This window comes from Candidatus Binataceae bacterium, from assembly GCA_035500095.1.
Taxonomy (GTDB): Bacteria; Desulfobacterota; Binatia; order Binatales; family Binataceae; genus JAKAVN01.
On the sequence record DATJXN010000132.1, the window covers coordinates 13,891 to 37,431 of the forward strand.

Genomic DNA, 23,541 nt, shown 5'->3' on the forward strand with positions numbered 1-23,541 from the left:
CGAGCACTTTTCCTATGAATTTCTGGCGAGGTTGGAAGTCAGAATGGAGGACTTCGAGGAGGCGCTGCGCGAAGTCGAGCCGTCGGCGATTCGCGAAGTCTTCGTCGTAGTGCCCGACGTCAAATGGGACGACATCGGCGGTCTCGCGGGGTTCAAACAGCGTCTGAGGGAATGCGTCGAATGGCCGCTCAAGTACGCTGAATTATTCGCCCAGGCGCGGCTCGCGCCGCCCAAAGGGATTTTGCTGGTCGGCCCTCCAGGATGCGGCAAGACCTTGCTGGCCAAGGCGCTCGCCAGCGAGAGCGGCGTCAACTTCATTTCGGTGAAGGGCCCCGAGTTGATGTCGAAATACGTGGGAGAATCGGAGCGCGCGCTGCGCGACGTCTTTCGCAAGGCGCGCCAGGCCGCACCCACGATCATTTTCTTCGACGAGATCAACCCGCTGGTGCCGGCGCGCGGGACGGGGCTCACCAGCGATGGCGTTGCCGAACGCATGCTCAGTCAGTTTCTGACTGAACTCGACGGTATCGAAGACTTGAAGGGCGTGCTGGCGCTGGGCGCCACCAATCGGCTGGACCCGAGCGTACTGAGGCCCGGACGCTTCGACGAAATCCTCGAGATTCCGCGGCTGGAGGAATCCGACCGCCTCGAAATCCTCGCCGTTCACCTCCGCGGTAAGCCGCTCGCTGCGCAAGTTGACGTTGGAGAGTTGGCCGCGCGCATCGAAGGTTACGGAGGCGCTGAAATCGCGTCTTTCTGTCGGCGCGCCGGACTGAGCGCGGTACGAAGAGCAGTCGTAAGTCGCGGAGCACACAAAGCAGCCTTCGCCGCAGCAATACGGCTTGAGCCTGAAGACTTCGAAGCCGCATTCAATGAGAAGCCCGCGTGACCGGTCTCCGACAGAACGAGGCGCTGTACCTCTATTATGTGACCGGATCGCAATTCGTAGGAGAAATTGACGGCCTGGGCATCAACGATGCCGCTCTCTCGGCGCATCGCTCGGCCGATTTCGTCTCGATGCTTGGAAGCGTGCGACTCGACGACTTTTGCGGTCTTGCAGCGGAAGCCAACCTGGGCGACGTCGCATGGATTGCTGAGCGGGCGCTGCGCCATCAACGGGTGATCGAGCAAGGATTTAGCCGCGGGCCCGTGATGCCGGCGCGCTTCGGCACGTTGTTTTCCTCGCTCTTGAGCCTGGACCGTTTCCTCAATCTAAATCAGCAGACGATTAGCGGCTTTTTGGAGCATGTGAAAGGCCACGAAGAATGGGGAGTCAAGGTGCTGCTCGAGCGCTCGATTGCGGGCAAATGGCTGGGCGCTCAACTGGCTGCGAGCGCTTCTGGTCAAGTCGGGACGGCACCCGGCCTGCGCTACATACAGCAGCGTCGCGCCGAAGCCGCGGCGGTAAAGCAACTTCAGCGATGGCTTCCGGAGGCTTGCGAATCCATCGCCGGAGCTTTGAACAAGTATGCAATCGAGTTGCGTGAGAGAAGAATACTCGATGCGGCGGTGGGCGATTCGCGGGAACTGGTACTGAACCTCGCTGCGCTGATCCCGCATGAGCGGCGCGAGAAGCTGATCGCGCACGTCGAGGATTTCAACCTGAAACGCGCAGAGCAGGGGCTAGGTCTTATGCTGAACGGACCATGGCCCGCATATAGTTTTTGTCCGCCACTCGTGACGCCATGAGCTATCTTGTCTACTGCGTTCTGGGCGCCAAACGGCGGGAGCCGCCGCGACGGCTGCGCTTTCTGGGCTATCCTCGGGCATCCATTATGGTACGCACCCGCGAGTTGGGTGCGGTGGCGTCCGAAACGTCGCTCGCCGATCTTGCGCATGATGTTGCCCGGCTGCTCGCCTATTCGAAAGTCGTCGATTGCTACAACCGCGATCGCACCGTCATTCCGATGCGCTATGGATGCGTTCTGGAGGCGCTGCGGGACATCAAGAGGCTCCTCGAAGATCATCGGCGCGAATATCTTGATTTGCTTGCTCAATTGGACGGCCACGCCGAGATGTCCGCCAGGGTGGTGCTGAATCAATGCGCGCCGCTTTCGCATCGCCGCATGAATCCGCCGCCGCTCGCTGGATATTCGGGCGGACACGGCGATCGCCCGGGTATCGCGTATCTTACGCGACGCAGCCGTTATTACGTTTGCCATGATGCTCTCGAGCACCAGCTTGAGGACATTCGAACGGCGATTTGCGGCTTGGCGCAGGGGACCTTTGTCCGCTACGCGAGCGACTACCGCGAGGACCGCGGCAAGGGAGTTCTCGCGCTCCATTTTCTCGTTTCGCGCGACGGCATCGACCAATTCAAGAAGGCATTGCGCCCCTTAACCACACGCGCTGCCACTTCCATAACGATCACCGGCCCATGGCCTCCTTACAACTTCGTCCGATCGCCGGGCGCTCGGTCAGCCGCTTAGTGGCGCAGCGTTCGTTGCCCCGTGAGCGCTGCTATAGTGGGCGATGTGACCACACAGCGGCGGGTACTTATCCATGTTCCGATAATCCATACGCAGATCGACATGGGTACGCTTGGCGATCGTATCAAGCGCGAGCTTGCGCAGAGATTCGGCGAGCAATGGTGGCAAAGCAAGGCTACTCTCGTCGAGCGCGCGTGGGATGATATCGAGGCTGCCCCTATCAATCCCGATATTCCCTACGAGCGAGTCCGCGTGTATCAGGATTGATTGCCGGTATGCGGACGCGAATTGGATATCGTCAAGGAGTTGGCCGCAGCGGGTAGCCGCAATCACCGGCTGCTCCTCGAGATGGCGCGCCGCGGCGCGACTGTCATGGGTACCGAATCCAGCGAGCTGTTAGTCGAGGAATACGGCCGGGTTCGGCGTCTGCTCGCAAATAGCGAGTCGCCGGGGAAGGACCAGAACGTCAAGGCGTCGAGTGCTGCCTTGATTCAAAAGCGTGATCAGTTCGTAGCGCGGCGGATAGGCACTACACTCGCCCGCGGTGAGCTCGGGGTGCTGTTTCTCGGAATGCTGCACTCAGTCGCCGCGTTCCTGCCAGCCGACATACGCTTATTGAGATTGGCGCCTTTCGCCAATAACCGCGACGTACTCCTCCGAGCTCTGCACTTGGCCGGAACGCAGAGTTGATCCCTCACTTGTATATAGTTCCGTTGCGCTTCCAGCTGATGAGGCGAAGCGTTCTCTGAAGTTTCGGACCGTCGGCCGCCGGGGCCGATGCGGTAAAAATTACCACTATTCATCGGTAATTTTGGAGCCTTAAGGAAAGATTCGAGGCGATATCTTAAGCTTTATTGGTCATTCCGATTGGCACTAGCCGTGCTCTATCTGACTCAGTTTCGCGCCGCGCTGCTGCTGCGGCGCGGCTAGCAGGAGGGTGCCAGAATGCTGAAATCTTCGAAGTGGTCGAATCGAGCCGCTATCGCTGTGGGCGCGATAGCGCTTATTGGGGCGCTGGTGCTGGCTGGATGCTCGGGAGAGCCGTTGTCGACTCGCGAAAAAGGCACGATAGGTGGCGGCGTGCTGGGCGCGGGCACGGGTGCGATTATCGGGGCCGCGGTAGGCGCTCCGGGTGCGGGTGCGGCGATCGGCGGCGCGCTTGGCGCAGGCACCGGCTACGTCGTCGGCAACGCGCTGCAAAACCAGGAAGTAACCTCGCGCGCGCAGCAGGGCGAGATTGAAGGCCAGCAGCGCGAGATCCAGAGCCAGCGGCGTCAGATTCAGCAACTCCAGAGCGAACAGACGACCGAGTGACCGAGACGGCGGCTTTCGTCGTCCCAAGCAGACAGGGCGAGAAAATTCGAGTCCGGGGCGGCTCAGCGATTCTCAATGCTCATGAACGGCCGCGGCCGCCGGCTCGGACCGCTACGTGAGCGGCGGCGTGAGCCGCAGGATGGACCGCGACATGCGGATGCGCGAGCGTTCCTGGTTGTGCAAGCGCCCGATGCTCGGGACCTCGCACCTGTGCAGCGTGCGTAACGTGCAGATGCTGCGCCCGCGGCCGGCCGGTTCCGGCGCTGGCGACCGAGCGCGTGCGCGATCCCGCGGCGGTTGCGGTCTCGCCACTATGCGGCGACTCGACATGGTCCTCGACGCGCACCCAATTGTCGTCAGGACCCCCGTCGGAATAAGAGGCGTGCGGCGTCTTTGCGGCGCTGGCGATCCTCTGGTTGTTCGTCCCCCGGTTGTTCGCATTGACGTCCGGTTTCTGCTTCCACGCGTGATGGTGCCGATTGGGGACGATCAGCCGGTTGGCGGTCAGCGCGTAGCCGTAGTTGCCATACGGGCCGTGGTTGCTACCGCACCATCCGGAGCCGTACGGATACGGCAACTGCTGGCCGGCCGGAAACCATGCATTGGTTCCGCCGGCGTTCCACCATGCAGTGCCATGACCTCCCGGCTGTGACAGTCCGCCGCACGACCTCATTCCGAATCCGTATCCGTACCCTCCGGCCAGGTAGCCGAACGTAAGTCCGTCGCTTTCCAGCCACCAGTTGGTATCGCCAAGCATCCGGGCCTGGCCGTTGTCGGCGGTAGCCTCGCCCTGCTCCTGATCGGCCGCGAGAGGTTGCGGGGAGATGTCCTCGGGGTTTTGCGCGCGCAGGGGCATTTTCAGGACCAGCAGAAATCCCGCAACGGCGGCCAGAATCTTCAATTTGCCCATCGACGACTCCTGCGACCCCGGATGACGCTCACACCCCTCTTTGACGTTTCTCACCCTCCTAACGTTTACCTCGCGGCCCCAAAAATGGACAGCCGGCGCGCGGGCCGGACGATGATTCGAGCGTGGCCGGTTTATCGTCGGACGCGCGGCAGGACCTCGTGCGCCAGGCGGCGTATGGTCTCGAGGCTCCCGGCGTTGAGGAGAAATTGCCCGACGCCCCATTGTGCGGCGCGGCGATTGAGTTCCTCGGCGCACTGCTCGGGCGTGCCGATAAGAAAGAGCGCCGAGCGCGGCGCGTCATCGGCCCGGATGCCGAACATTTTGCCGACCTCGCGCGCGCTGGCCTTGGCTGCGGCGGCCGAATCCGCGAGCATCACGGCGAAGATCGCGTTGCTGATAGTGATTGCCTTGGGGTCGCGCCCGAGACGCGCCGCCTCGGCGCGAACGAATCCGGCCCGTTCCTTGAAGACCGCATCGTTGACCTTGCTCATGGCCTCGAGCGTCAGCTTGCCCGGCCTGCCCGTGTCGACGGCGATATTGGCGATGTCGGCATGCTTGGCCATCACGCGCAGCGCACCGTGGCCGCTGCCGCCGATCAGGATCGGTGGATGAGGCCGCTGCAGGGGTTTGGGCCATAGGATCGCATCGCTTAGCCGATAGAATTCGCCTGAGAAGGTCGTGCGCTCCTGCGTCCACAGCGACTTCATGCAGGTGAGCGCCTCGTCGAGCATCCGCAGGCGCGCGCCAACATCGGGAAAGCCGATTCCGGTCATCCGGAATTCGGTCTCCATCCATCCCGCGCCGAGGCCGGCGACCGCGCGTCCGCCGCTTAAATGGTCGAGCGACATCAGCGCCTGCGCCGTCACCGCGGGATGCCGGAACAGGTTGCATAGCACCAGGTGTCCGATTCGAATCTTGCGGGTCGCCTCGGCGGCGGCTGCGGCGAGCATGATCGCGTCGTGGGCGAGCGTGTGAGGGTTGTATTCACCGCCGGGCCCTTCGTGGACGAAGTGGTCGGGGAATACCACCAGGTCGAAGCCCATTTGCTCGGCGTTGCGCGCAGATTCGCGCACGGCTGCGAAATCGATTTGCGACAGAAACAGGCCGAATTCCATTCAATGCTCCTTGGTGTGGACGTAAAGCACGCGAGCTTAGCATATCTGCGCTCGCGACGGCGCCGGTGCGGCGGGGCCGCGCGTAATTTGACCGAGCCGCGATTCACGCTCAGGAGGGCGCCGCGCGATCGCGCACCAGCCACCAGGCCGAGAGATAAACGAGCACCAGCACCGCGACGCCGTATTCGGCGAGAATCGCTGCAGCGCCGCTTTGCGGTAAAATCAGCGTCAGCGGATGGATCGCAAAAACGAGCACGCACGCGGCGAGCATCGCCAGTTTCGCGCGGCGGCTCACGCGCCCAGCAGCGGCAGCGGCCGCAAGCGCGACGACGGGGATTATCAGCAGCACCAGGTAGTGTTCCCACACGATCGGCGACGCGGCGACCATCGCCGCGACCCAGAGCCCGAAGCACCCGCCGCCGCTATCGTCGCCGCCGAGCGTCGCGGCATAGGTCGCGAGCAACAGCGATACCTGGAAGCCCGCGACCAGGATCGCGCGGCCCGCCGCGGCGCCGGCAGCGCTGAACACTTGGCCGCAGATGCGGGCGATAAGACCTGCGACGGCCATGTTCTCGACGCCGGGTGCCGCTCCGGCCTGGCTTTTGAGGAATTCGGTCCATTCCTTGAGCCCGGTCGCGGAAATCATCGCCATTTCTCCCAAGACCAAGCCGCAGAGCGTCCAGCCGACCGCCTTCCATCGGCGCTGCGTGAGCATGTATCCGATAATCACCGCGGGAAAGGCCTTGAACAGAATCGCAGCGGCCAGAGCGAGGCCGGCCAGTTCGTCGCGCCGGCGCCAGAGACAGCGCATCACGAGGACTAACAGCAGAAGAATCAGGAATTGAGATTGGCCGTACCAGAGATGAGTCGTCACCGGCGGTGAGAGCAGGATCAGCGCGACGACTGCGGGAGCCGCGCTGCCAATCCGAATGCGATCGAACAGCAGCGCGAGCGCGAATGCTATCGCGCTTAGCGCCATCCAGATCCAGTACGCGGCGTGGATCGGGAGATAACCGAGCAGTCCGAAGACAGAAAGCGCCGGGGGAGGGTAGACTGCTTGACGGTTCGGGACCTCGAGCCCGAGGCTCAGGCCCTGCCCGTAAAGGTCCGCGGCGTAGGGATCGAGCCCGCGGCGGACCGCGACGGCCCAGTCATAGTAGATGCTGAAATCGTAGCGGGTGGCGCGCCCCGGAAGCGCTCGCAGCAGGACGGCGTAGCGAATCGCTACGGTCGTAAAGAGCGCGGCGTTGAGCAGCGAGCTTTTGTATGAGCGCGCCGGCAGTTGCATCCTGATGAACGAGCGTTAGCGCGAAGCCTCGTCCGGTTGAACCGGGATTGCCCCGCCTGAGTGTCGTGGCGCGTTACGAGTAGCGAAAAGGCGCTTTTCGCGGTCGCGGTCAGGGGCGTTATTCGCGGTCGGGGACGAGGTCGAGCGCTGCGAGCCAGGCTGCGGCATCGCCGTCCGACGGCGCGCGCCAGTCGCCTCGCGGCGAAAGCGAACCACCCGAACCCACCTTGGGCGAGTTGGGGACCGCGCTGCGCTTGAACTGGCTGGTCTGGAAGAAACGGAACAGGAAGGTGCGCAGATGGGCCTTGAGTTCGCCGACCGAGTATTGATGGCGCTCGGCCGGCGGAATGTTGTCGGGCCATCCGCCGCGGCTTACATCGTGCCATGCGCAGTAGGCGAGGAACGCCACCTTGGCCGGCGGATAGCCGAAGCGCAGCACGTGGTAGAGGCTGAAGTCGTGCAGCTCGTAGGGGCCGATCATCGCCTCGGTGTCCTGCGCGGGGCCTTCGCCTCCTTCGCCGCCGGGCACCAGTTCGGGGCTGATCGGCGTGGCCAGGATCTCGTGCAGCGTGGCGCTCGCATCGGCGCCGAGCCGGCCACTTTGGGCGACCCATCGGACGAGATGCTGGATGAGCGTCTTGGGGACGCTCGCGTTGACGTTGTAGTGCGACATCTGGTCGCCGACGCCGTAGGTGCACCATCCGAGCGCGAGTTCGCTCAGATCGCCGGTGCCGACCACCAGCGCGGCGTTGAGATTGGCGAGCCGGAACAGATGGCTCGTGCGCTCGCCCGCCTGTACGTTCTCGTAGGCGACGTCGTAAACCGCGGCTTCGTCGCGATGGGGATGGCCGATGTCGGCGAGCATCTGCTGCGCGGCGGGGCGGATATCGAGTTCGTGCGCGGTGCATCCGATTCCCCGCATCAGGCTCCGTGCTTGCTCGAGCGTGCGCGCCGAGGTCGCGAATCCCGGCATCGTGTAGCCGAGGATGTTGGCCCGCGGATAGCCCAGCGAATCCATCGCCTGTGCGCACACCAGCAGCGCCTGCGTCGAGTCGAGTCCGCCTGAGACGCCGATCACGACGCGTTCTATGCCCGTCGCGCGAAGCCGCGTCGCCAGTCCCTGGACCTGGATTTCGTAAACCTCGGCGCAGCGCTCGTCGCGCTTGGCCGGGTTCGACGGCACATAGGGGAAGCGCTCGGGCCGCCGCTCGGGCAGCATCCGGCCGCGTCGCGCGAGCTCGAGCGGAAACCGGACGGTGCGGAATCCGCCGAGAGCGTCGCGATGGTTGCGCACGGTCTGCGCGAAGCTCGTCTGGCGCATCCGCTCCTGGGAGAGCCGCTCGAGGTCGATCTCCGAGCACACGAGCTGCGGTTCGAGGCTGAAGCGGCGCGATTCGGCGAGCATCCGGCCGTTTTCGCAGATGAGCCCCTGGCCGTCCCACGCGAGGTCGGTGGTCGATTCCCCCGCGCCGGCGCCGGCGTAGATATATCCCGCCATGCATCGGGCCGCCTGGTTTTCGACCAGCGCGCGGCGATACTCGGCCTTGGCGACGGTGACCGGCGATCCTGAGGGGTTGAGCAGCAACGTAGCACCGGCAAGCGCCGCGTACGACGACGGCGGAATCGGCACCCACAGGTCCTCGCAAATCTCGATGTGAAAAGTCAGCAGTGGCTGCGTCTCGACCGCGAACAGCAACCGCGCGCTGAACGGTATCGCGGATTGGCCACAAAGCTCGATTTCGTTGCGGAGCGCCACATCGCCGGGCACGAACTGGCGCATCTCGTAGAACTCGCGATAGTTGGGCAGATAGGTCTTGGGCACGACGCCAAGGATACGTCCGCGATGGACGACGGCCGCGCAGTTGAAAAGCTGATGGTCTATCGCGAGGCCGAGGCCGATGACGGCGACGAGGTCGAGCGCGCGGCTGGCCTCGACAATCCTGCCCAGCGCCGCGGCCGAGCCGTCGAGCACGGCGCGCTGCTGATGCAGGTCTTCGCTTGAGTAGCCGGGTAGCCCCAGTTCCGGGAAGAGCACAAGGGCGGCGCGGCGCTCGGCCGCCTGGCGCATCAAGGCGATCGTCTGATCGCTGTTGAAGGCTGGGTTGGCAACGCGCACGGACGGGATCGCGGCCGCGACACGGACCATTTCGTGGTTGTGGAAATTGAAGAACTCCTCGCCCGCTCTCACGTCTCCTCCTCGCAGAGACTTAGTGTACATCGGACACTTAGTAAAAAGAACCAGACCGCTGCAATGCTTTAGACCAGTGTTGGCTAAACGACGGCCAATTCTCTGCGATAAATCGCCGCGATTTGTTGGATTCGCTATGGCAAGCCCGGATAGAATCCGGATGAAACCGAATCGATCGGGGCCGGTCCGGTTCGGTATGCGGGGAACGGGAGTGACCTTGCGGCGGGGCCTGCTGCCGAGGCGAATATTGTGGTTGACCTGCGCGGCGCTGTGGCTCGGTGGATGTTCGGCCTATGACGCGTCGCGCGTTGCGCCAGCTCCCGCACCTGCGGTCGAACATGCGCCGGCGCCGATCTCTTCGGCGCAGGGCCGCGTCACGCTCGCTTCGTGGTATGGGCCCGGCTTCATCGGCCAGCGGACGGCGAGCGGCGAAGTTTACCATCGCGACGATTTGACGGCTGCGTCGCGCAGCCTCCCTCTCGGCACTCGCGTACAGGTCACGAATCTCGACACGGGCCGCGCCGTGGTGGTGCGAATCAACGACCGCGGTCCGTACGTACGCGGCCGCGGCATCGATCTCTCAGAGCGCGCGGCCAAGCAGATTGGGCTAAACCACAGCGGCGTCGCGCGCGTGTCCGTTGCAAGGCTCGACGCGACCGCGTCGGCCTCATCGACGGTGGCGCCACCGGAACCGTGGAGGGGCAGGGCGACGCTAAGCCGCTACGCGCCGCGCCGATACCGCCGCGTCCGCCGCAACAGCCATCGCTACCAGTACGCGTCGGTCTCGACCTATCATTCGACCTACCAGTCCTCGCATCGGATGGTCGCCAACCCGGTCGGCGACTGGCTGCTCGAGATGGTGCGCTGATTTGCGCGAACGCGCTGCTTGGCTTACGTGAAGTGGCGCTCGATGTAGGCGAGCGAGCTTTCGAGGTCGGGCAGGATCTTGGTGCAGAACCGCACCATCCATGGCGAACAGTCCTTGAAGCTCAGGGGGCTGAACGCGATTACGAACTTGCCGAGGTCGTAACTCGCGTAGAAGACCTCCATCGCGGTGCCGAGCGAGGGCTTGCAGTAATTGACCAGCAGCAGGTCGGCGTCGCGGACGTCCTGAAGATCGAACTCGACGATCTCGTTGGATGAATCTATCTCGTTGTCGCGGAAGTTGCGGCGCATCGGATCGAGCAGGATAAAACGGCCGGCCAGACGCTCCTTGGCGCGCGTGCGCCAATCTTTGGCCGCATGCACGTCGGCGTCCATAATCGGTCCACAGAGATAGATTTTCCTCACTCCGTCGGGCATACGCAGGCAAACTTAGCACAGCGCCCGCCGGTGCGCCGCATAGCGCAAGCGGCATCATCAAGGCGGAGGGTCGAGGAAGACCATCCGGTCAAATCCGTCGAGTAAAACCAGCGGAGAGAACGGCCAGACTGAAACCGTCCGTGTGCGCCGACGTAATAGCCGGCAAACGCGGCGAAATTGCGTTTGGGTTTCTTCAATCGGAACCGGAAACGGGATAAGTTTCTGGGAGCGGCGGCCTCCTTGGGCGCCCAGCAATGATGGCGAAAGTCGAACCACTGCGAGAACGGAAACTCCCCGAGGCGCCCGCGCCAAAGGCTCGGCAGGTCTCGCTCGAGGCCGAGGGGCTGGTCAAACGCTACGGCGGGCGCGCCGTGGTGGATAATGTTGCCGTCAACGTGCATAGCGGCGAGGTAGTCGGGCTGCTCGGCCCCAACGGCGCCGGCAAGACCACGACCTTTTACATGGTGGTCGGCCTGATTAAGCCCGACGAGGGACGGGTGCGCCTCGGCGGCGAGGACATCACGATGCTCCCGCTATACCAACGCGCGCGGCGCGGGATCAGTTACCTGCCGCAGGAGCCGTCGGTCTTCCGCAAGCTGACGGTCGAGCAGAACTTGCTCGCGGTGCTCGAGACGCTGCCGCTCGAGGAAGAGGAGCGGCAGTCGCGGCTGCAGACGCTGCTCGACGAACTCGACATCGCGCGTCTTGCGCGTTCCAAGGCGAGCGTGCTGTCGGGAGGCGAGCGGCGCAAGGTCGAAATCACGCGCGCGCTGGTGCTCGACCCGATGTTCCTCTGCCTCGATGAGCCATTCGCCGGAATCGACCCGATAACCGTGGTCGAAATCCAGCGCATCATCAGCTACCTCAAGGAGCGCGGCATCGGCATCGTCATCTCCGACCACAACGTCCACGCGACGCTGTCGATCATCGACCGCGCCTACGTGATTCACTCGGGCAAGATCCTGTTCCACGGCGGGCCGCGCGAGATCGTCGAGAGCGACGTCGTGCGCCAGGTCTTCCTGGGCGAGCGCTTCCGGCTGGCCCGTTGATTCGAATTAGGCTGCGGCCGCGCGGCAGGTGATGCGGCGCGGGCGCGGCGATGCTATCCTTAAGCGTATGAGCAGCCTTTTGGTTCCAATGGTGGTCGAGCAGACCGGCCGCGGCGAGCGCGCCTATGATATTTTTTCACGCTTGCTGAAGGACCGGATAGTTTTCCTCGGCGGTCCGATCCATGACGAGACCGCCAACCTGGTCACGGCGCAGCTCCTGTTTCTAGAATCCGAGGATCCCGAGCGCGAGATCAACATGTACATCAATTCACCTGGCGGGTCGGTCACGGCAGGCCTGGCGATTTACGACACGATGCAGTTCGTCAAACCGCCGGTGTCAACCCTGTGCGTGGGACAGGCGGCGAGCATGGGCGCGGTGCTGCTGGCGGCGGGCGCCAAGGGACGGCGCTACGCGCTGCCGCACTCGCGGATCATGATTCACCAGCTCTCGGGCGGCTTCGAGGGCCAGGCCACCGATATCGAAATCCAGGCGCGCGAGGCGCTGCGGCTGCGCGAGATCCTGAACAACATCCTGACCAACCATACCGGCCAGGGCCTGAAGCGCATAGAAAAGGACACCGACCGCGATTTCTTCATGCATGCGACGCAGGCGGTCGAATACGGGATCATCGACGAGGTTATCGCCAACCGCCCGGGCAAGGTCGGCGGCGAACCGATCAAGTAACCTCACCTTTCCTGCCTTCCCTTCCCCCCGACGCCTCTCCCCTGAAGGGAGAGGTTCTTCAGCGAGCTTCCGGGCGAGACTACTGTCCTCCGCCCGCCGCGGCCACCGACGGCTCCGCCGGATACTCCGCCAGCTCGTCGAGCGCGGGTTTGATCTCCTTCATGAAGATGTGCAACTGGCGCAGCACCTCTTCCTTCGGCATCTGTGCGTAATGATAAATCAGGGTCAGGTACTCGGAGGGGAAGCGCTTGTACTCCTCGACGAGCTTGGCACGGACGCTGTCGATCGTGCCCGGCACCCATAGTCCGAACTTGGTGGTCGCCTTGACCACGTCACTCATCTCGACCTTGTGCCGGCCCATCGCCGCATAGAAATTGCGGAAGATGTCCGAGTCGTACTTCATGATCGACTCGTGCGCCTTCTCCATCGTGTCGCCGATATGCGGCATCCGGACCAGCGCCTGGTTCTGCCCAAGCGCCATCGGGCGGCCGATGCGGTTGGTCTCCTTGACGTAGGCGTTGCCCAGGGTGAGCGCGGTGTCGAGCGAGGTGAAATAGAGCGGGATAAAGCCGCGCCTCGCCGCGTACTCGGCGCTCTCGGGCGAGCCCGCGGTGGCGACGAAAACCGGCGGATGGGGCCGCGTGTAGGGCGACGGCACCACGCATACGCGCCGCGTGTTACCCTCGGCGTCAACCTCGCCGTGCGCGCCCAGGCGCGCAGTCACGCCGATCTTGCCGAGCGGCCAATCGTCCACGCCGCGCTCATACGGGAAGGGAATCTGCCAAGCCGAACCCTTGTACTCGATGCTCTCCTCGGTCCACGCCTTCACGACGATGTCGATCTCTTCCTCGAAGATGCGGCGATTGATGTCGTCGTCGTCCACGTCCTTCTTGGCTACATCCTTGCCGAACAGACGCGCCGGATCGACCTTGGCGGCGGACGGCGAGGTGGTCGCGCGGGTGCCGAGATGCTGTCCGATGACGTTGGTCCATCGCGACTGGTAGCCGCGCGCGAAACCGACGAAGAAGCGCCCATTGGAGAGATGGTCGAGGATCGCGGTCTCCTCGGCGACGCGCAGCGGATGCTGCGTGCTCATCACGTAACCCATCTGGCCGACGCGGATTTTCTTGGTGATCGCGGCCCAGTAGGCGTTGAGCACGCCCGGGTTGGGCCCGACCTCGTAGCCTTCCGACCAGAAGTGATGCTCGATCGTGGCCGCGCCCCACAGCCCCATTTCGTCGGCGGCCTTGATGATGTCATGCCATCCGAGCAGCGTTTCGTGGTAGCGTTCGCGATGGCGCCCGATCGGGCGCAGCGCGGCGCGCTCCTCTTCGCTGGCTGCGGGAATCACGGGATAGAGCTGAAGTATTATTTTGACCATGTCTTCCTTGCAGGTCGGCGCCGGATGTTGCCGCTTACCACGGTCGTTAGCATGCGGCGTGCGCGGGCGGCAAGTGCCGCCGTGGACGGACCGGCGGGTGGCAAGTGGCGCTACGGCGCGGCGCGAAACACTCCCTGGGCGCCCCTGGTGGTTCGCGCGAGCGCGTGGTCGATAAACTCGTAGTCGCCCGCCTCGTGGACGCGGAATTCGAAGACCGCGCCGTCGCCGGGCCCGACCTCGAAACTCGCCAAGCCGTGCATCGCGTCGGCCGGATTGCCTCCGCGATAGAACGAATCGAAGATAACGCCGGTCACATGGAACGTCGAAGTCAGGTTGGGGCCGGCGTTTACGAAGAAGACCCGCACCAGTTCGCCGACCTTGATCGGAATCGGATGCTCGACGTAGCGGTCCACCATCCCGTTGAACACCACGAAGTCGGGCCGCTCTTCCATCTCCTTGCGGCTGTCGCCGGCGACCAGCCCGTTTTTGTCCGGGACGCCGTAAAATTCGCCCTGCACGATCATCACTTCATGAGCCGCCGGCCACCCCCTGGCAGGATCGACGATCATCATTCCGTACATTCCGTTGGCCACGTGGGAGAGCGTCGGGATGGCGCTGCACTGGTAGAGAAACGCGCCGGGAACGCGGGCGCGAAAGGTGAAGCTCAAATTGCGCTGGCCGCTCTGCGCCGAGAAGTGGACCTTGGGCGCAAGCTCCGCGGCGTGCACGTCGATCCCGTGCGCCATCGCGGTCGGGTTGACGAGCCGGATCGTCACTTCGTCGCCCTGGCGCGCGCGCAGTACCGGTCCCGGCACCGCTCCGTCGTAGGTCCACGCGTCGTAGCGCAGACCAAGGCCGATGTCGATGCGCTTGTTCTCGACGGTCAGCATGAAGCTTTTTTTTCCGCCGCGCGCGCTAACGGGCGTCGCGGGCAGGACGACGATCAGTATGGCCGCAAGCCACATCGCGACTGCCGCGATGGCCGCCGCAGATACCGTCGGATTTCGATGTGATCGCGAGCGCAACGCCTTTGCGGATGCGCTCTAGCGCGAAGCATCCGATTTTTTCTTTCCGGCCGCGGCCGGCGCGGACGCCTGCGCCTTGGCCGCCTGCGGCTGGGATTCGGCGGCCGCTTGCGCAAATCGCAGGGTCAAAACGGGGCAGGAAGCGTTGCGCACCACGGCCTCGGTCACGCTGCCGAAGAACAGATGTTTGACGCCGGTGCGCCCGTGCGTCGCCATGACGATCAGGTCGGCGTTGAGGTCGCGCGCCGAGGCGAGGATGTTCTTCGGGACCTCCGAGACAAACGCGATGCGAGTGTGGAGCTCGGCGGGCACGCGGGTAAGCCGCCTGCGGGCGGCCTCCTTCAGCTTGATCCTGGCCTGCTGCTCGACTTGCTCGTCTGTACCGATTCCGACCCCGTGATCGGCGAGCATCGGCAGGATCGGCAGCACGTGCAGCAGATGGATCGTTGCGCCCATGTCGATCGCGAGCCGGCGCGCATGCGCGAGCGCGGCCATCGAATTGTCGTCGAAATCCACCGGACAGAGAATGATCTTGTACGGATATCCCATCGGCTGCAGAACTCCTGTGCAACGAACTGTCGAGCGCGGCGGGCGCGGGCGCTAGGCGCCCGCCATCGCGCGCATCGTGTTCTGAAAGTCGCGTTCGGCGCTGCGTCCGGGACCGATCGGAAAGATGACCGGATGATTGACGCCGGCCGCGCGAAAGCTCGCGACGAAGTCGGCGCCGTTTTTCGCCGCGCCAAACGCGCCGATCCGCCGCATGTCGGCGTCGCTCAGCGCCTTGTACGCGTCGTCGCGCTTGCCCTCGCGCCAGAGCTTGCGCACCTCGGCGAACTGATCGCTCAGCCCATAGCGCGCGAACATCGCGTTGTACGCGTCAACGAACGCGTAGCCCGCAAGCTCGCGTTTGAACGATTCCAGCGCCTTGTCCTCGTCCTCGGTGACGCACATGCGAAGGTAGATCGCGATATCGACCTCGGCCGGATTGCGCCCGGCCCGCGCGGCGCCTGCCCGCACCTCGGCCACCATCGCGGGCACCGCGTCGGCCGGCGAGTAGTTGAGCAGGACGCCGTCGGCGGCTTCGCCCGCAAGCCGGAGCATCGGCGGGTTGAGCGCGGCCAGATAAATCCGCGGCGGACGCGGCGCGTTCGTGACCAGGCTCAAGCGGAAGTCGCACTTGTAAACTTTGCCCTCGAACTTGCAGCGCCCGTTGGTGAACAATTCGCGCATGATGTGCACGCACTCGCGCATCGCGGTCACCGGCTTTTGGTACGACGCGCCGTGCCAGCGCTCGACGATCACCGGGCTCGAGACGCCAAGGCCGGCGATTGCGCGGCCGCCCGAAAGTTCGTTGAGCGCGAGCGTCTCCATCGCGAGCACGCCGGGAGTGCGAATCTGGATCGGCACCACGCCGGTCGCGAGGTCGACGCGCCTGGTCGCCATCGCGCATGGCGCGAGCGCAACGAACGCATTGGGGCCGGCGACCTCGGCAACCCACAATGACCCGTAGCCGAGCGCTTCGGCCTCCTGCGAGAGCTTGCCCAGCGAACCGAAGAGGGAGGAGACGACCGAAAGATGCAGTCCGAGCTTCTTGTTTTGTGGTGACATCCGCTTTCCGGCGCCGTTTAGTTGCGGTCAGCCGCGATTCTGCCGTTATCGCGCTTGCCTGCGCAAGTCGCCGCGACGGTTGCCGGGCCAAGGCGGCGCGAACTATATGATCGGTCTTGAGCGCCGGCTGCGCGTTGCCATACCGATGCCTTTCTTTCATTCCAACGGCCTCAAGATTCATTACCTCGACCAGGGCCGCGGCGCTCCCGTGCTGATGATTCACGGCTTCGGCTCGAGCACCGAGGAGATCTGGGTGAGGACCGGGATGGTCGAACGGCTCGCGCGACGATGGCGAGTGGTCGCGTACGACGCGCGCGGGCATGGTCGCAGCGACAAGCCGCACGATCCCGCGAAGTACGGTCTTGCGAACATGCGCGCCGACGCCGTCGGGCTGCTCGACTATCTGAAGATCGCGCGCGCCCGGATGGTCGGCTACTCGATGGGCGGGCGGATCACGCTCGAGGTGCTGATGCGCGATCCCGAGCGCCTCTGCGCGGTCGTGCTCGGCGGCTATGGCGAGGGCGGCCAGATCGCGGTTCCCGGCCAGCGCCATCGTATCGCGGCCGCGCTCCTGGCCGAGGATCCTGCGGTCATCGAGGATGTGCTCGCGCGGCGGTTCAGACGCGGCGCCGAGCGTAACGGCAAGGATTTGCGCGCGCTCGCGGCCTGTATCGGCGCCGAGGAGACGACCGACGCCGAGTCCGTGCTCGACCACGAAAAACTCGGGTGCGCGCCGCAGCCCGTGTTAATCGCGACGGGCGACAAGGATGCGATCGCCGGCGATCCGCGTCCGCTCGCCGAATGGTTCCGCGACGCGCGCGTGGCCCTGCTGGAAGGTGCCGACCACGTGACGCTTCCGGCCGATCCGCGCTTCCACCAGGCGATCGAGGATTTCCTGGCGGCGGTTCCGGAGTGAAACCGTCCGCGGACGCGTCGGCGGGCGGGCGAGGCGGGCAAGAACCTGCGTGCGCTCAACTGATCGACGGGGTCAGAAGCGGCCCGCTCAGCAGGTAGGAGCGGGCGTCCGGAGGATGGGGCAGCAGTCCGAACAGCACGCCCAGGCGCGTTCGCCCTTGCGCTGACGGCGTGATCGTGAACACCAGATTGATTTGGCTTTGTGCTGCGTTGGGTTCCAGGCGGATCGTCCCGTGCCCTTCGATCTCGCCGTCGGGGCCGTGGCCGCTCACCTTGTTCACCCTGAGCGGGCCGCCGGGCGCGAGCTTGAGCGAGCCTTCGACTTTGCCGAGGCGGATCGGCGCAAAACCCTCGGCCACCCGGATCGTGAGATTGGCGGTGCGGAACTCGAGTTCGCCGGTGGCCGCACCCGTACCGTTCGCCACCATTTCGGCCCATCCGCCGCCGGAGATCCGCCCGATCACATTACCGCCAAGACCGCGCATCGCCGCCACCTGCGCAAGGCCCATGTCGCTCAGCTTGAAACTGAGACCGATGCCCGTGCCGCGGCGATAGACCGTCGCGCGCAGCGCGCCACCGTAAAGTTGCGCATGCACGCGCACGCCGGGCTCGCCAAGCATCAGCGCGCCGAGCGCGGGTGCGAGCGTCACGCCGGGGCTTTCGATCTCGAACGGCGCCGCCGGTGCGAGCGAGACCAGGCGCACGTCGCTGAGCGCCGCGCCAAGCGGCAGACTGATGCCCTGGCCCGAGGAACTGAAGCCGATCCTGAGCGGTCGTAGCAGCGCCGTCAGGGTCGCCGCGTAGGGGAAAGTCGCCGCCAACGAAGCGATAAACACGGCGGCGCCGAAGGCCGAGTAGACGATCGCGCCGCGATGCGCGCGCGCGAAACCGCCCAGCCGGTTCGCCAGGCCGTCAGCCACTGCGGCCCAGCGCGACGCAGGTCATCTCGACATCGAAGGTATGCGGATCCTGCGAGCGCCGCGCGATATGCAGGGTCGATACGGTCACGGGAACGTTCATCGCGCCCAGCCCATACAGCGTATCGACCACCTGCGGAAGGCTGAGCCCGTTGAGCTTGAGTTCGACGGCGTACTGTTTCATGCCGCCCGGAAGGGTTTTGTCGGCCGGCGTGATCGATCCGATCTTGTCCTTGCCGGGCGCGCGCGTCAGCGCCTGCTCGACCACCGAGAAGAGCGAGAAGTCGCCGCTCCCCGCGACCGTCCGCGAGCGCATCGTGGCCAGATCGACATGCAGACGCTGATACGCACGCATCAGGTGCGCGACGTCGACCGCGTCGTGCTGGCGCGCCTGGATCCGATCGCCGAGCCCGCCGATCGCGCCTTGGATCGGAAGGAACACAAAGTTGAACGCGACAAACAGCGCAAGCACCACGCCTGCGACCTGCACCAGGAGGCGCTCGCGCGCTTCGAGCTTCTGGTAGCGTCCGCGCGCGGCCGCGAGCGCCGGAGCGAGCGCCTCGCGCAGGCGCGCCCTGGCCGCACCGGACATGGGGGAGAGGCGCGCGCCGATAGCGCGCATGCGCTCCCCGACGACTTTTCGCATCCCGCCGAGCATAGCCGTTCCTTATTCCAACATCTCGCCGCGGATCGTCGCGGTCAGCCGGAACTCCACCTTGCTCGGGTCGGAGCCGGCGGTCGCATGCGTGACCTGGATATCGCGAAAGTACTCGCTCATGTCGAGCGCCTTCTTGACCCGGTCGACGGTCGCGAATGAGTCGGCCAGGCCATCGAGCTTGATCGTGCCTTCATCGAGCGTGAAATCCACGATCTGTGCACCGAGATGGGGCGGCAGCGCGCGAGAGAGCGCAAGCAGCGTGTCGAGCGGCGACGCCGAAGCGCCGGCCCCGCCCATCAGATGCAACTGCTTCTCCATCGCGGCGACCTGCGCGGCCAGTTGCTCCCTGGCATCCGCCCCGGAGACGCCGGGCCCGAGCGCCGGCGCTGCAATCGCTGCGATCTCGCGGTTTATTTCTGAGAGCTGGCGGAGGTTGTAGGAGACCTTGATCCCGACATGCAGTGCGATCGCAGCAACGGCTGCGCCCGCCAGCATAAAGCTCGTACGCCATGGGCGCAGGCTGCCGGTACGGCCGCGAAAGGCGAACTCGCCCTGGCGGAAGTTGAGCAGTTCGACCGCTGCGCCCGGCGTTTCGCCGAGCAGCATCGCGAGGCATCCAGCAAACCGCGTCGAGCGCGCGGAGAGCGGCCCGAGCAGCGCTGCGCAGTTGAATTCATCGAGCGTATGAACCGGCACCGCGAGCGCCTCGGCCATTCGCCGGCGCACGTCGGGCGCCGCCGCCATCGGCCCGGTCAGCACCAACTCGGGTTGTTCATGATCCGAGGCATGGGCGAGCAGTGTCTGGCGCACGGCGCCCAGGATCGCCGCAGCGCCGGGCGCCGGCGCTCCGTTGGCGGCGGCGCCGCCACCAGTCACGACCGTACGGATCGCCCGCGGCATCCCGCTATTGTCGAGCAACACCATCGAGGTCGAACTCTGGTCGAGGTCGACCAGCAGATGCGGACCACCGTTCCCGTTGCGCACGCGCGCGAGCAGGGCGGCGAGCGCGAGCGCGCTCAATGTAACCGTGCTCGGATTTATCCCGGCGCGGGCGAGCAAGTCCAGATGATGGCGCAGGTCATCCTTGCGCACCATCGCGGCCATCACCAGCGTCTTGCCGTCTTCCTGGCCGACGCGGGTGAAAGCAACCACCGACTCGTCAACGCCGACGGGCAGATGCTCCTCCAGCGCGAAGGGCACGGTCTGCGTCAGCCGCCGCTGGTCTTTGAACGGCAGCGAGAGCATCCGCTTGACCACCAGCTCGCCGGGCAGCGCGCTGACGACCAAATCGGGCTTGCCCGCGCCGTCAAGCAGGCGCGCGAGTGCCGGAGCGAGGTCCGCCTCGTCCGCTCCGCGCCGCTCTTCGACCACGTCGAGCATCGCCAGCGAATTCCAGCTCCGCTCGCCGAGCGCGCCGCGCACCGCGTCGCCCGCGATCTCGATGGCGAGTATGCGTTGAGCCATCGGGGGTCAGCCTTCCTGCCAGCTCGCCAGCATCGAGGTGCCGTTGGCGTTGCGGCGAAAGACGCTGGTGATGCGCCGGCGCGAATTGGCGAAAGCGCCGACGCCGGTAATCGTGAAATAGGCCGAGCGCGTCGTGATGAGCTTCATCAGCGGCTGGCCGGCGTCACCGATTCCGGCCAGGTTGCCGACGTCGGTGACCATCAGGAACGGCTGCACCGTTCGGGCCTGGACGATCTCCTTCACCATCGAGATATTGTTGGACAACTCGGGCAACAGCGCCGCGATAACCTCGGGCGGCGCGGTGTTGATGTTCACGCGCGGCTCGGGCGCGGCGGTCAGAAACTGTTGCAGCCGGAAAAAGATCGCGTCGTCCACTCCCCGAATCATCCTGAGATCGCCAATCGTGGGCATCGGGCCGTTGCGGGGTTCGTACGGCGGTATCAGCGCCAGATAGTAGTCGGCCTCGGCCCCCCCGGGTGATTCGATACTATCCGGGTCAAGCCAGTCAACTATGGCCGGAATGAGGGCCGGGGATACCCCGATGATGGTAAACAGGCGCTCGAGGATCCCAAGATAGACGGGATTAGGTTGCCCGGTGCGCGGGTTGAGGAGCAGGTTGATGTCGATCTTACGTGCCTCGTCGACGATCGATACCTGCGCGATACCGCCGCCCAGCGGCACTGGCGGATACGGCTGCGCCCACGGCTCGTCCAGTCCGTCGTGCGGAGTCTTGGCGAGCGCATCCTGCTGTGCGTCCGTCGACAGCAGCGAGAGCCCTACGCTTATCGCCGAGCGCGCGAGGTACTCGGAGCGCAGCTCGTTGGCCTGGCCCGCGGCCGAGCGATAGCCGAGCGAGGCCGAGGTGGTGAAGTCCATCACCAGCAGCGTCATCAGCGCGAGCGCCATCATGGTGACCAGCAGGGCGACGCCGCGTTCGCTCTTTTTTGCCGCGCCTACCATTGCGTGAACGCCATCGGCAGGGTGATCTGGGTCGCGAGCTCTAACGGCGCGCCGCCGGGACCTGCCAGCACCAGGTCGATCGCGATTGCCTGCGGAAGCTGCATACCGGGAGGCAGGCTCCCTGAGTTCCAGTTCTCCAGCCAGATGTTGCCGTTGAAAAAGCGCACGTGAAACGACAGTACGTTGGCCGCGAGCACCATCGGCGGTGGAACCCTGATGCCTGCGGTGGCGCCGAGCAGCGCGCTCTGCTGCTGGCGCATCAGCATGTACCATCCCTGGTGATCGGGGTTGGCCTGGCCGGTATAGGAAATCATCTCCTCGGCGCCGAAAGTGCTGATGCTGCGGCGATGGCCGGGGTCGAGAGTCGAGATGATCAGGTTGTCGAACGGCGCGCCGTTCAGCATCCGTCCCTGCCCGACCAGCAGCACGTGGCTCGCGATGAGCGGCGTCTGGACCGCGCCGTGCAGCTCGTTGGTCAATTGAGCCAGCACCGCGCGCGCTTCCCGGTTGCTCAGCAGGCGGCCTTCGGCGTGCGTTTTGCCCGCAGCCACGGCATGAAACGAGCCCGCGAGAATCACCATGATCACCCCGAGGATCGCCACCGCGAGCATGATCTCGATGAGCGTGAAGCCGCGGCTCAGCGAGCGGCAGGGCGGCAGCAGCGCAGGGCGGCCGTGGGCCAAGCGTGCGGACATTTTCAATTCGCGTCCCGCCGGCATCTTCAATCCACCGGCGCCGCGCCGGGCGCTTCCGCCGGCGGTTGCGAGCCCTGCAGCGCCGGGTTCTGCGGCGCCTGACTCTGCGGCGTCGCTAACTGCGGCACCGGATTGTGCAGGAACTCGACCAGCCCGTAGTCGCGGCCCAGGCGCGGGCCGTAAATGACGTGGATTTCGACTTTGCGCAGATCGGGGAAGTTTCCCGACGGTTCGACGGAGCGGGTCCAACGGAAACCGGGATACTGGCCGGCATACATCTGGTCGAAGTTGCCGCTGCTGGTGCCGAGCGGCGGAAAGCGCTCCAGCTCGGCCTGCGTCATCACCGCCTGCGCGAGCATCGCCGCGCGCGTCATTTCCTGTCCGCGCACAACGCTTTGAAGGTCCTGATGCTCCAGCGACAGCAGCGCGAGCATTGCGATGCCAAGCACGGCGATCGCGATCAGAACCTCGAGCAGGGTGAAGCCGCGGCCGGCGGCGCGCGCGATCTCTTTGCGCAGCTTCGGGACACCGGCGCAATCCTGCGCGGCGCGCGTGAAAGAGGCGCTCATTGATTCGCCGCGAGCGCCCGTATCGGCGGCAGGTCGCCGCTTTCGATCGCGACGTTGCCGGTCAGCGGATTGAAACTGAGCGTCATGACCTCGCCCGAGACCGTGACGATGTGGATCACCGTCGCGTCCACGTAGCCGTCGGGGTAGAACTGGCAGCTAATCGAGCCAATCTTTACGCCGCCGATGCCCTCGACCGAGACGTCGCGGAGCTTCAGCCCTGGCGGCATCGCGACCTGGAAACCCCAGGACCCGCTATAGGGAATGAACTGAGGCTGAGGCGCATAGGGATCCAGGCGCATGACGAAGTAGCTGTTGTTGTCGAGGTCGAAGGTCATCTTGTAGATGACCTTCTCGATCGAGGCCTGGTCGTAAAGATAATTGGCCCTGCCGGCCAGGCGGCGCGACTCGCTCTTGAGCTGCGCGCCGTGGAAACCTCCCAGGTAGGGGATCGCGAGCGTCATTACCAGCCCCATGATGAAGATGACGACCGCGATTTCGAGCAGGGTGAAGCCGGAAGCGGCGCGCATCGCGGGGTGCCGGGTAGGACTCGCGCCGCGCCGCGGACGAATGGCCGGCGGACGGTCATCCGCCAGCGCGAGCTTGAAACGGATTCGGCTCACGACGAACTGCCGTCGATATCCTCGTCCTTGCCGGTGCCTCCGGGCTTGCCGTCGGCGCCGAACGATTTGAGCACGTAGGCGTTGCCGTCGCTCTGGTAGAAGTAGGAGGTGCCCCACGGATCGAGCGGAATCTTTTCGATGTAGCCGCCCTGCTCGTAGTTGGCGGGCTGGCGGCCGCCGGTCGGCGGACTGACCAGCGCCGTCAGGCCCTGGTCGCTGGTCGGATAGTAGCCGTTGTCCAGATAATAGCGGTCGAGCGCTGTCTTCAGCTCGGAGATGTCGGCCTGGGCCTTGGTGCGCTTGGCCTTGTCGGTGGCGCCTCTGAGGCTCTGCACCACGATCGTGGCGAGGAGCCCGAGAATCAGGATCACCACCATGATCTCGATCAGCGTGAAGCCCGGCGCGAACCTGCGCCGCCGCGGCATTGAATCCATAAACGTGCGCCCCCG

27 protein-coding genes are annotated in these 23,541 nt (G+C 65.0%); 10 read left to right on the plus strand and 17 right to left on the minus strand.

Annotation, left to right across the window (positions count from 1 at the left end):
- The first annotated feature begins 43 nt into the window (after nucleotides 1–43).
- From VMI09_14170 to VMI09_14195, 6 genes are all read left to right on the plus strand, one after another.
- Entirely contained in the window at nucleotides 44–889 is an 846-nt protein-coding gene (locus VMI09_14170; protein HTQ25835.1) for an AAA family ATPase, read from the plus strand.
- Entirely contained in the window at nucleotides 886–1,689 is an 804-nt protein-coding gene (locus VMI09_14175) for a GvpL/GvpF family gas vesicle protein (GenBank protein ID HTQ25836.1), read from the plus strand. The genes VMI09_14170 and VMI09_14175 overlap by 4 nt, the downstream gene beginning before the upstream one ends.
- Entirely contained in the window at nucleotides 1,665–2,429 is a 765-nt protein-coding gene (locus VMI09_14180; GenBank protein HTQ25837.1) for a GvpL/GvpF family gas vesicle protein, read from the plus strand. Before VMI09_14175 ends, VMI09_14180 begins: the two co-directional genes overlap by 25 nt.
- Before the next feature lie 21 nt (nucleotides 2,430–2,450).
- Complete coding sequence (locus tag VMI09_14185; GenBank protein ID HTQ25838.1) at nucleotides 2,451–2,696, plus strand: hypothetical protein; 246 nt, start codon at nucleotides 2,451–2,453, stop codon at nucleotides 2,694–2,696.
- Between the two features lie 21 nt (nucleotides 2,697–2,717).
- Entirely contained in the window at nucleotides 2,718–3,119 is a 402-nt protein-coding gene (locus VMI09_14190; GenBank protein ID HTQ25839.1) for a hypothetical protein, read from the plus strand.
- 255 nt (nucleotides 3,120–3,374) lie between these two features.
- Complete coding sequence (locus tag VMI09_14195; GenBank protein HTQ25840.1) at nucleotides 3,375–3,743, plus strand: glycine zipper domain-containing protein; 369 nt, start codon at nucleotides 3,375–3,377, stop codon at nucleotides 3,741–3,743.
- A gap of 79 nt (nucleotides 3,744–3,822) precedes the next feature.
- Here the strand turns inward: VMI09_14195 and VMI09_14200 are convergent, their stop codons facing one another.
- From VMI09_14200 to VMI09_14215, 4 genes are all read right to left on the minus strand, one after another.
- The gene (locus tag VMI09_14200; protein ID HTQ25841.1) at nucleotides 3,823–4,653 is read right to left on the minus strand and encodes a hypothetical protein; all 831 of its coding nucleotides are present in this window, start codon (nucleotides 4,651–4,653) and stop codon (nucleotides 3,823–3,825) included.
- A gap of 131 nt (nucleotides 4,654–4,784) precedes the next feature.
- Nucleotides 4,785–5,768 (minus strand): LLM class flavin-dependent oxidoreductase, encoded by a 984-nt coding sequence (locus VMI09_14205; protein HTQ25842.1) that lies wholly within the window; start codon nucleotides 5,766–5,768, stop codon nucleotides 4,785–4,787.
- Between the two features lie 109 nt (nucleotides 5,769–5,877).
- Nucleotides 5,878–7,056, minus strand: coding sequence for a glycosyltransferase family 87 protein (locus VMI09_14210; GenBank protein ID HTQ25843.1), 1,179 nt, complete (start codon nucleotides 7,054–7,056; stop codon nucleotides 5,878–5,880).
- A gap of 118 nt (nucleotides 7,057–7,174) precedes the next feature.
- Nucleotides 7,175–9,244, minus strand: a complete 2,070-nt coding sequence (locus VMI09_14215) for an NAD(+) synthase (GenBank protein ID HTQ25844.1) — start codon at nucleotides 9,242–9,244, stop codon at nucleotides 7,175–7,177.
- A 253-nt stretch (nucleotides 9,245–9,497) separates the two neighbouring features.
- Between VMI09_14215 and VMI09_14220 the strand changes: the two genes are divergently transcribed.
- Nucleotides 9,498–10,112 (plus strand): septal ring lytic transglycosylase RlpA family protein, encoded by a 615-nt coding sequence (locus VMI09_14220; GenBank protein HTQ25845.1) that lies wholly within the window; start codon nucleotides 9,498–9,500, stop codon nucleotides 10,110–10,112.
- Nucleotides 10,113–10,135: 23 nt separating this feature from the next.
- Here the strand turns inward: VMI09_14220 and VMI09_14225 are convergent, their stop codons facing one another.
- Complete coding sequence (locus VMI09_14225; protein HTQ25846.1) at nucleotides 10,136–10,546, minus strand: nucleoside 2-deoxyribosyltransferase; 411 nt, start codon at nucleotides 10,544–10,546, stop codon at nucleotides 10,136–10,138.
- 257 nt (nucleotides 10,547–10,803) lie between these two features.
- On the opposite strand from VMI09_14225, the gene lptB reads away from it, so the two are divergent.
- The gene (gene lptB / locus VMI09_14230; GenBank protein ID HTQ25847.1) at nucleotides 10,804–11,595 is read left to right on the plus strand and encodes an LPS export ABC transporter ATP-binding protein; all 792 of its coding nucleotides are present in this window, start codon (nucleotides 10,804–10,806) and stop codon (nucleotides 11,593–11,595) included.
- 67 nt (nucleotides 11,596–11,662) lie between these two features.
- On the plus strand, nucleotides 11,663–12,280 hold the full coding sequence (clpP, locus tag VMI09_14235) for an ATP-dependent Clp endopeptidase proteolytic subunit ClpP (protein HTQ25848.1): 618 nt from the start codon (nucleotides 11,663–11,665) through the stop codon (nucleotides 12,278–12,280).
- A gap of 79 nt (nucleotides 12,281–12,359) precedes the next feature.
- Here clpP and VMI09_14240 read toward each other — a convergent pair whose 3' ends face one another.
- The 4 genes from VMI09_14240 to VMI09_14255 form a co-directional block, all read right to left on the minus strand.
- Complete coding sequence (locus VMI09_14240) at nucleotides 12,360–13,661, minus strand: LLM class flavin-dependent oxidoreductase (protein HTQ25849.1); 1,302 nt, start codon at nucleotides 13,659–13,661, stop codon at nucleotides 12,360–12,362.
- Nucleotides 13,662–13,771: 110 nt separating this feature from the next.
- On the minus strand, nucleotides 13,772–14,626 hold the full coding sequence (locus VMI09_14245; protein HTQ25850.1) for a multicopper oxidase domain-containing protein: 855 nt from the start codon (nucleotides 14,624–14,626) through the stop codon (nucleotides 13,772–13,774).
- 78 nt (nucleotides 14,627–14,704) lie between these two features.
- Nucleotides 14,705–15,235, minus strand: a complete 531-nt coding sequence (locus VMI09_14250) for a universal stress protein (GenBank protein HTQ25851.1) — start codon at nucleotides 15,233–15,235, stop codon at nucleotides 14,705–14,707.
- Between the two features lie 51 nt (nucleotides 15,236–15,286).
- Nucleotides 15,287–16,294: an LLM class flavin-dependent oxidoreductase gene (locus tag VMI09_14255; protein HTQ25852.1), complete on the minus strand. Its 1,008-nt coding sequence runs from the start codon at nucleotides 16,292–16,294 to the stop codon at nucleotides 15,287–15,289.
- A gap of 106 nt (nucleotides 16,295–16,400) precedes the next feature.
- Here VMI09_14255 and VMI09_14260 point away from each other — a divergent pair, with 106 nt between their 5' ends.
- The gene (locus VMI09_14260) at nucleotides 16,401–17,210 is read left to right on the plus strand and encodes an alpha/beta hydrolase (protein HTQ25853.1); all 810 of its coding nucleotides are present in this window, start codon (nucleotides 16,401–16,403) and stop codon (nucleotides 17,208–17,210) included.
- 55 nt (nucleotides 17,211–17,265) lie between these two features.
- Here VMI09_14260 and gspN read toward each other — a convergent pair whose 3' ends face one another.
- The 8 genes from gspN to gspG are packed head-to-tail and all read right to left on the minus strand — an operon-like array spanning nucleotide 17,266 to nucleotide 23,526.
- Complete coding sequence (gene gspN, locus VMI09_14265) at nucleotides 17,266–18,129, minus strand: type II secretion system protein GspN (GenBank protein HTQ25854.1); 864 nt, start codon at nucleotides 18,127–18,129, stop codon at nucleotides 17,266–17,268.
- Entirely contained in the window at nucleotides 18,122–18,772 is a 651-nt protein-coding gene (locus tag VMI09_14270) for a hypothetical protein (protein ID HTQ25855.1), read from the minus strand. The genes gspN and VMI09_14270 overlap by 8 nt, the downstream gene beginning before the upstream one ends.
- Before the next feature lie 21 nt (nucleotides 18,773–18,793).
- Nucleotides 18,794–20,248, minus strand: a complete 1,455-nt coding sequence (gene gspL, locus VMI09_14275) for a type II secretion system protein GspL (protein HTQ25856.1) — start codon at nucleotides 20,246–20,248, stop codon at nucleotides 18,794–18,796.
- Nucleotides 20,249–20,254: 6 nt separating this feature from the next.
- The gene (gene gspK, locus VMI09_14280; protein ID HTQ25857.1) at nucleotides 20,255–21,208 is read right to left on the minus strand and encodes a type II secretion system minor pseudopilin GspK; all 954 of its coding nucleotides are present in this window, start codon (nucleotides 21,206–21,208) and stop codon (nucleotides 20,255–20,257) included.
- Nucleotides 21,202–21,903, minus strand: a complete 702-nt coding sequence (locus VMI09_14285) for a prepilin-type N-terminal cleavage/methylation domain-containing protein (GenBank protein HTQ25858.1) — start codon at nucleotides 21,901–21,903, stop codon at nucleotides 21,202–21,204. The genes gspK and VMI09_14285 overlap by 7 nt, the downstream gene beginning before the upstream one ends.
- A 26-nt stretch (nucleotides 21,904–21,929) precedes the next feature.
- The gene (gene gspI, locus VMI09_14290; GenBank protein ID HTQ25859.1) at nucleotides 21,930–22,472 is read right to left on the minus strand and encodes a type II secretion system minor pseudopilin GspI; all 543 of its coding nucleotides are present in this window, start codon (nucleotides 22,470–22,472) and stop codon (nucleotides 21,930–21,932) included.
- On the minus strand, nucleotides 22,469–23,092 hold the full coding sequence (locus VMI09_14295) for a type II secretion system protein (GenBank protein HTQ25860.1): 624 nt from the start codon (nucleotides 23,090–23,092) through the stop codon (nucleotides 22,469–22,471). Before VMI09_14295 ends, gspI begins: the two co-directional genes overlap by 4 nt.
- Nucleotides 23,089–23,526, minus strand: coding sequence for a type II secretion system major pseudopilin GspG (gene gspG / locus VMI09_14300; protein HTQ25861.1), 438 nt, complete (start codon nucleotides 23,524–23,526; stop codon nucleotides 23,089–23,091). The genes VMI09_14295 and gspG overlap by 4 nt, the downstream gene beginning before the upstream one ends.
- Nucleotides 23,527–23,541 lie beyond the last annotated feature (15 nt).

Coding starts and splice junctions, on each gene's coding strand:
- lptB (HTQ25847.1), top strand. CDS start 10,804: ATGGCGAAAGTCGAACCACTGCGAGAACGGAAACTCCCCGAGGCGCCC.
- VMI09_14225 (HTQ25846.1), bottom strand. CDS start 10,546: ATGCCCGACGGAGTGAGGAAAATCTATCTCTGTGGACCGATTATGGAC.
- VMI09_14205 (HTQ25842.1), bottom strand. CDS start 5,768: ATGGAATTCGGCCTGTTTCTGTCGCAAATCGATTTCGCAGCCGTGCGC.
- VMI09_14210 (HTQ25843.1), bottom strand. CDS start 7,056: ATGCAACTGCCGGCGCGCTCATACAAAAGCTCGCTGCTCAACGCCGCG.
- gspL (HTQ25856.1), bottom strand. CDS start 20,248: ATGGCTCAACGCATACTCGCCATCGAGATCGCGGGCGACGCGGTGCGC.
- VMI09_14240 (HTQ25849.1), bottom strand. CDS start 13,661: ATGGTCAAAATAATACTTCAGCTCTATCCCGTGATTCCCGCAGCCAGC.
- VMI09_14255 (HTQ25852.1), bottom strand. CDS start 16,294: ATGTCACCACAAAACAAGAAGCTCGGACTGCATCTTTCGGTCGTCTCC.
- VMI09_14250 (HTQ25851.1), bottom strand. CDS start 15,235: ATGGGATATCCGTACAAGATCATTCTCTGTCCGGTGGATTTCGACGAC.
- VMI09_14260 (HTQ25853.1), top strand. CDS start 16,401: ATGATCGGTCTTGAGCGCCGGCTGCGCGTTGCCATACCGATGCCTTTC.
- gspK (HTQ25857.1), bottom strand. CDS start 21,208: ATGGTAGGCGCGGCAAAAAAGAGCGAACGCGGCGTCGCCCTGCTGGTC.
- VMI09_14285 (HTQ25858.1), bottom strand. CDS start 21,903: ATGTCCGCACGCTTGGCCCACGGCCGCCCTGCGCTGCTGCCGCCCTGC.
- clpP (HTQ25848.1), top strand. CDS start 11,663: ATGAGCAGCCTTTTGGTTCCAATGGTGGTCGAGCAGACCGGCCGCGGC.
- gspI (HTQ25859.1), bottom strand. CDS start 22,472: ATGAGCGCCTCTTTCACGCGCGCCGCGCAGGATTGCGCCGGTGTCCCG.
- VMI09_14170 (HTQ25835.1), top strand. CDS start 44: ATGGAGGACTTCGAGGAGGCGCTGCGCGAAGTCGAGCCGTCGGCGATT.
- VMI09_14195 (HTQ25840.1), top strand. CDS start 3,375: ATGCTGAAATCTTCGAAGTGGTCGAATCGAGCCGCTATCGCTGTGGGC.
- VMI09_14245 (HTQ25850.1), bottom strand. CDS start 14,626: ATGTGGCTTGCGGCCATACTGATCGTCGTCCTGCCCGCGACGCCCGTT.
- VMI09_14270 (HTQ25855.1), bottom strand. CDS start 18,772: ATGCGAAAAGTCGTCGGGGAGCGCATGCGCGCTATCGGCGCGCGCCTC.
- gspG (HTQ25861.1), bottom strand. CDS start 23,526: ATGGATTCAATGCCGCGGCGGCGCAGGTTCGCGCCGGGCTTCACGCTG.
- VMI09_14200 (HTQ25841.1), bottom strand. CDS start 4,653: ATGGGCAAATTGAAGATTCTGGCCGCCGTTGCGGGATTTCTGCTGGTC.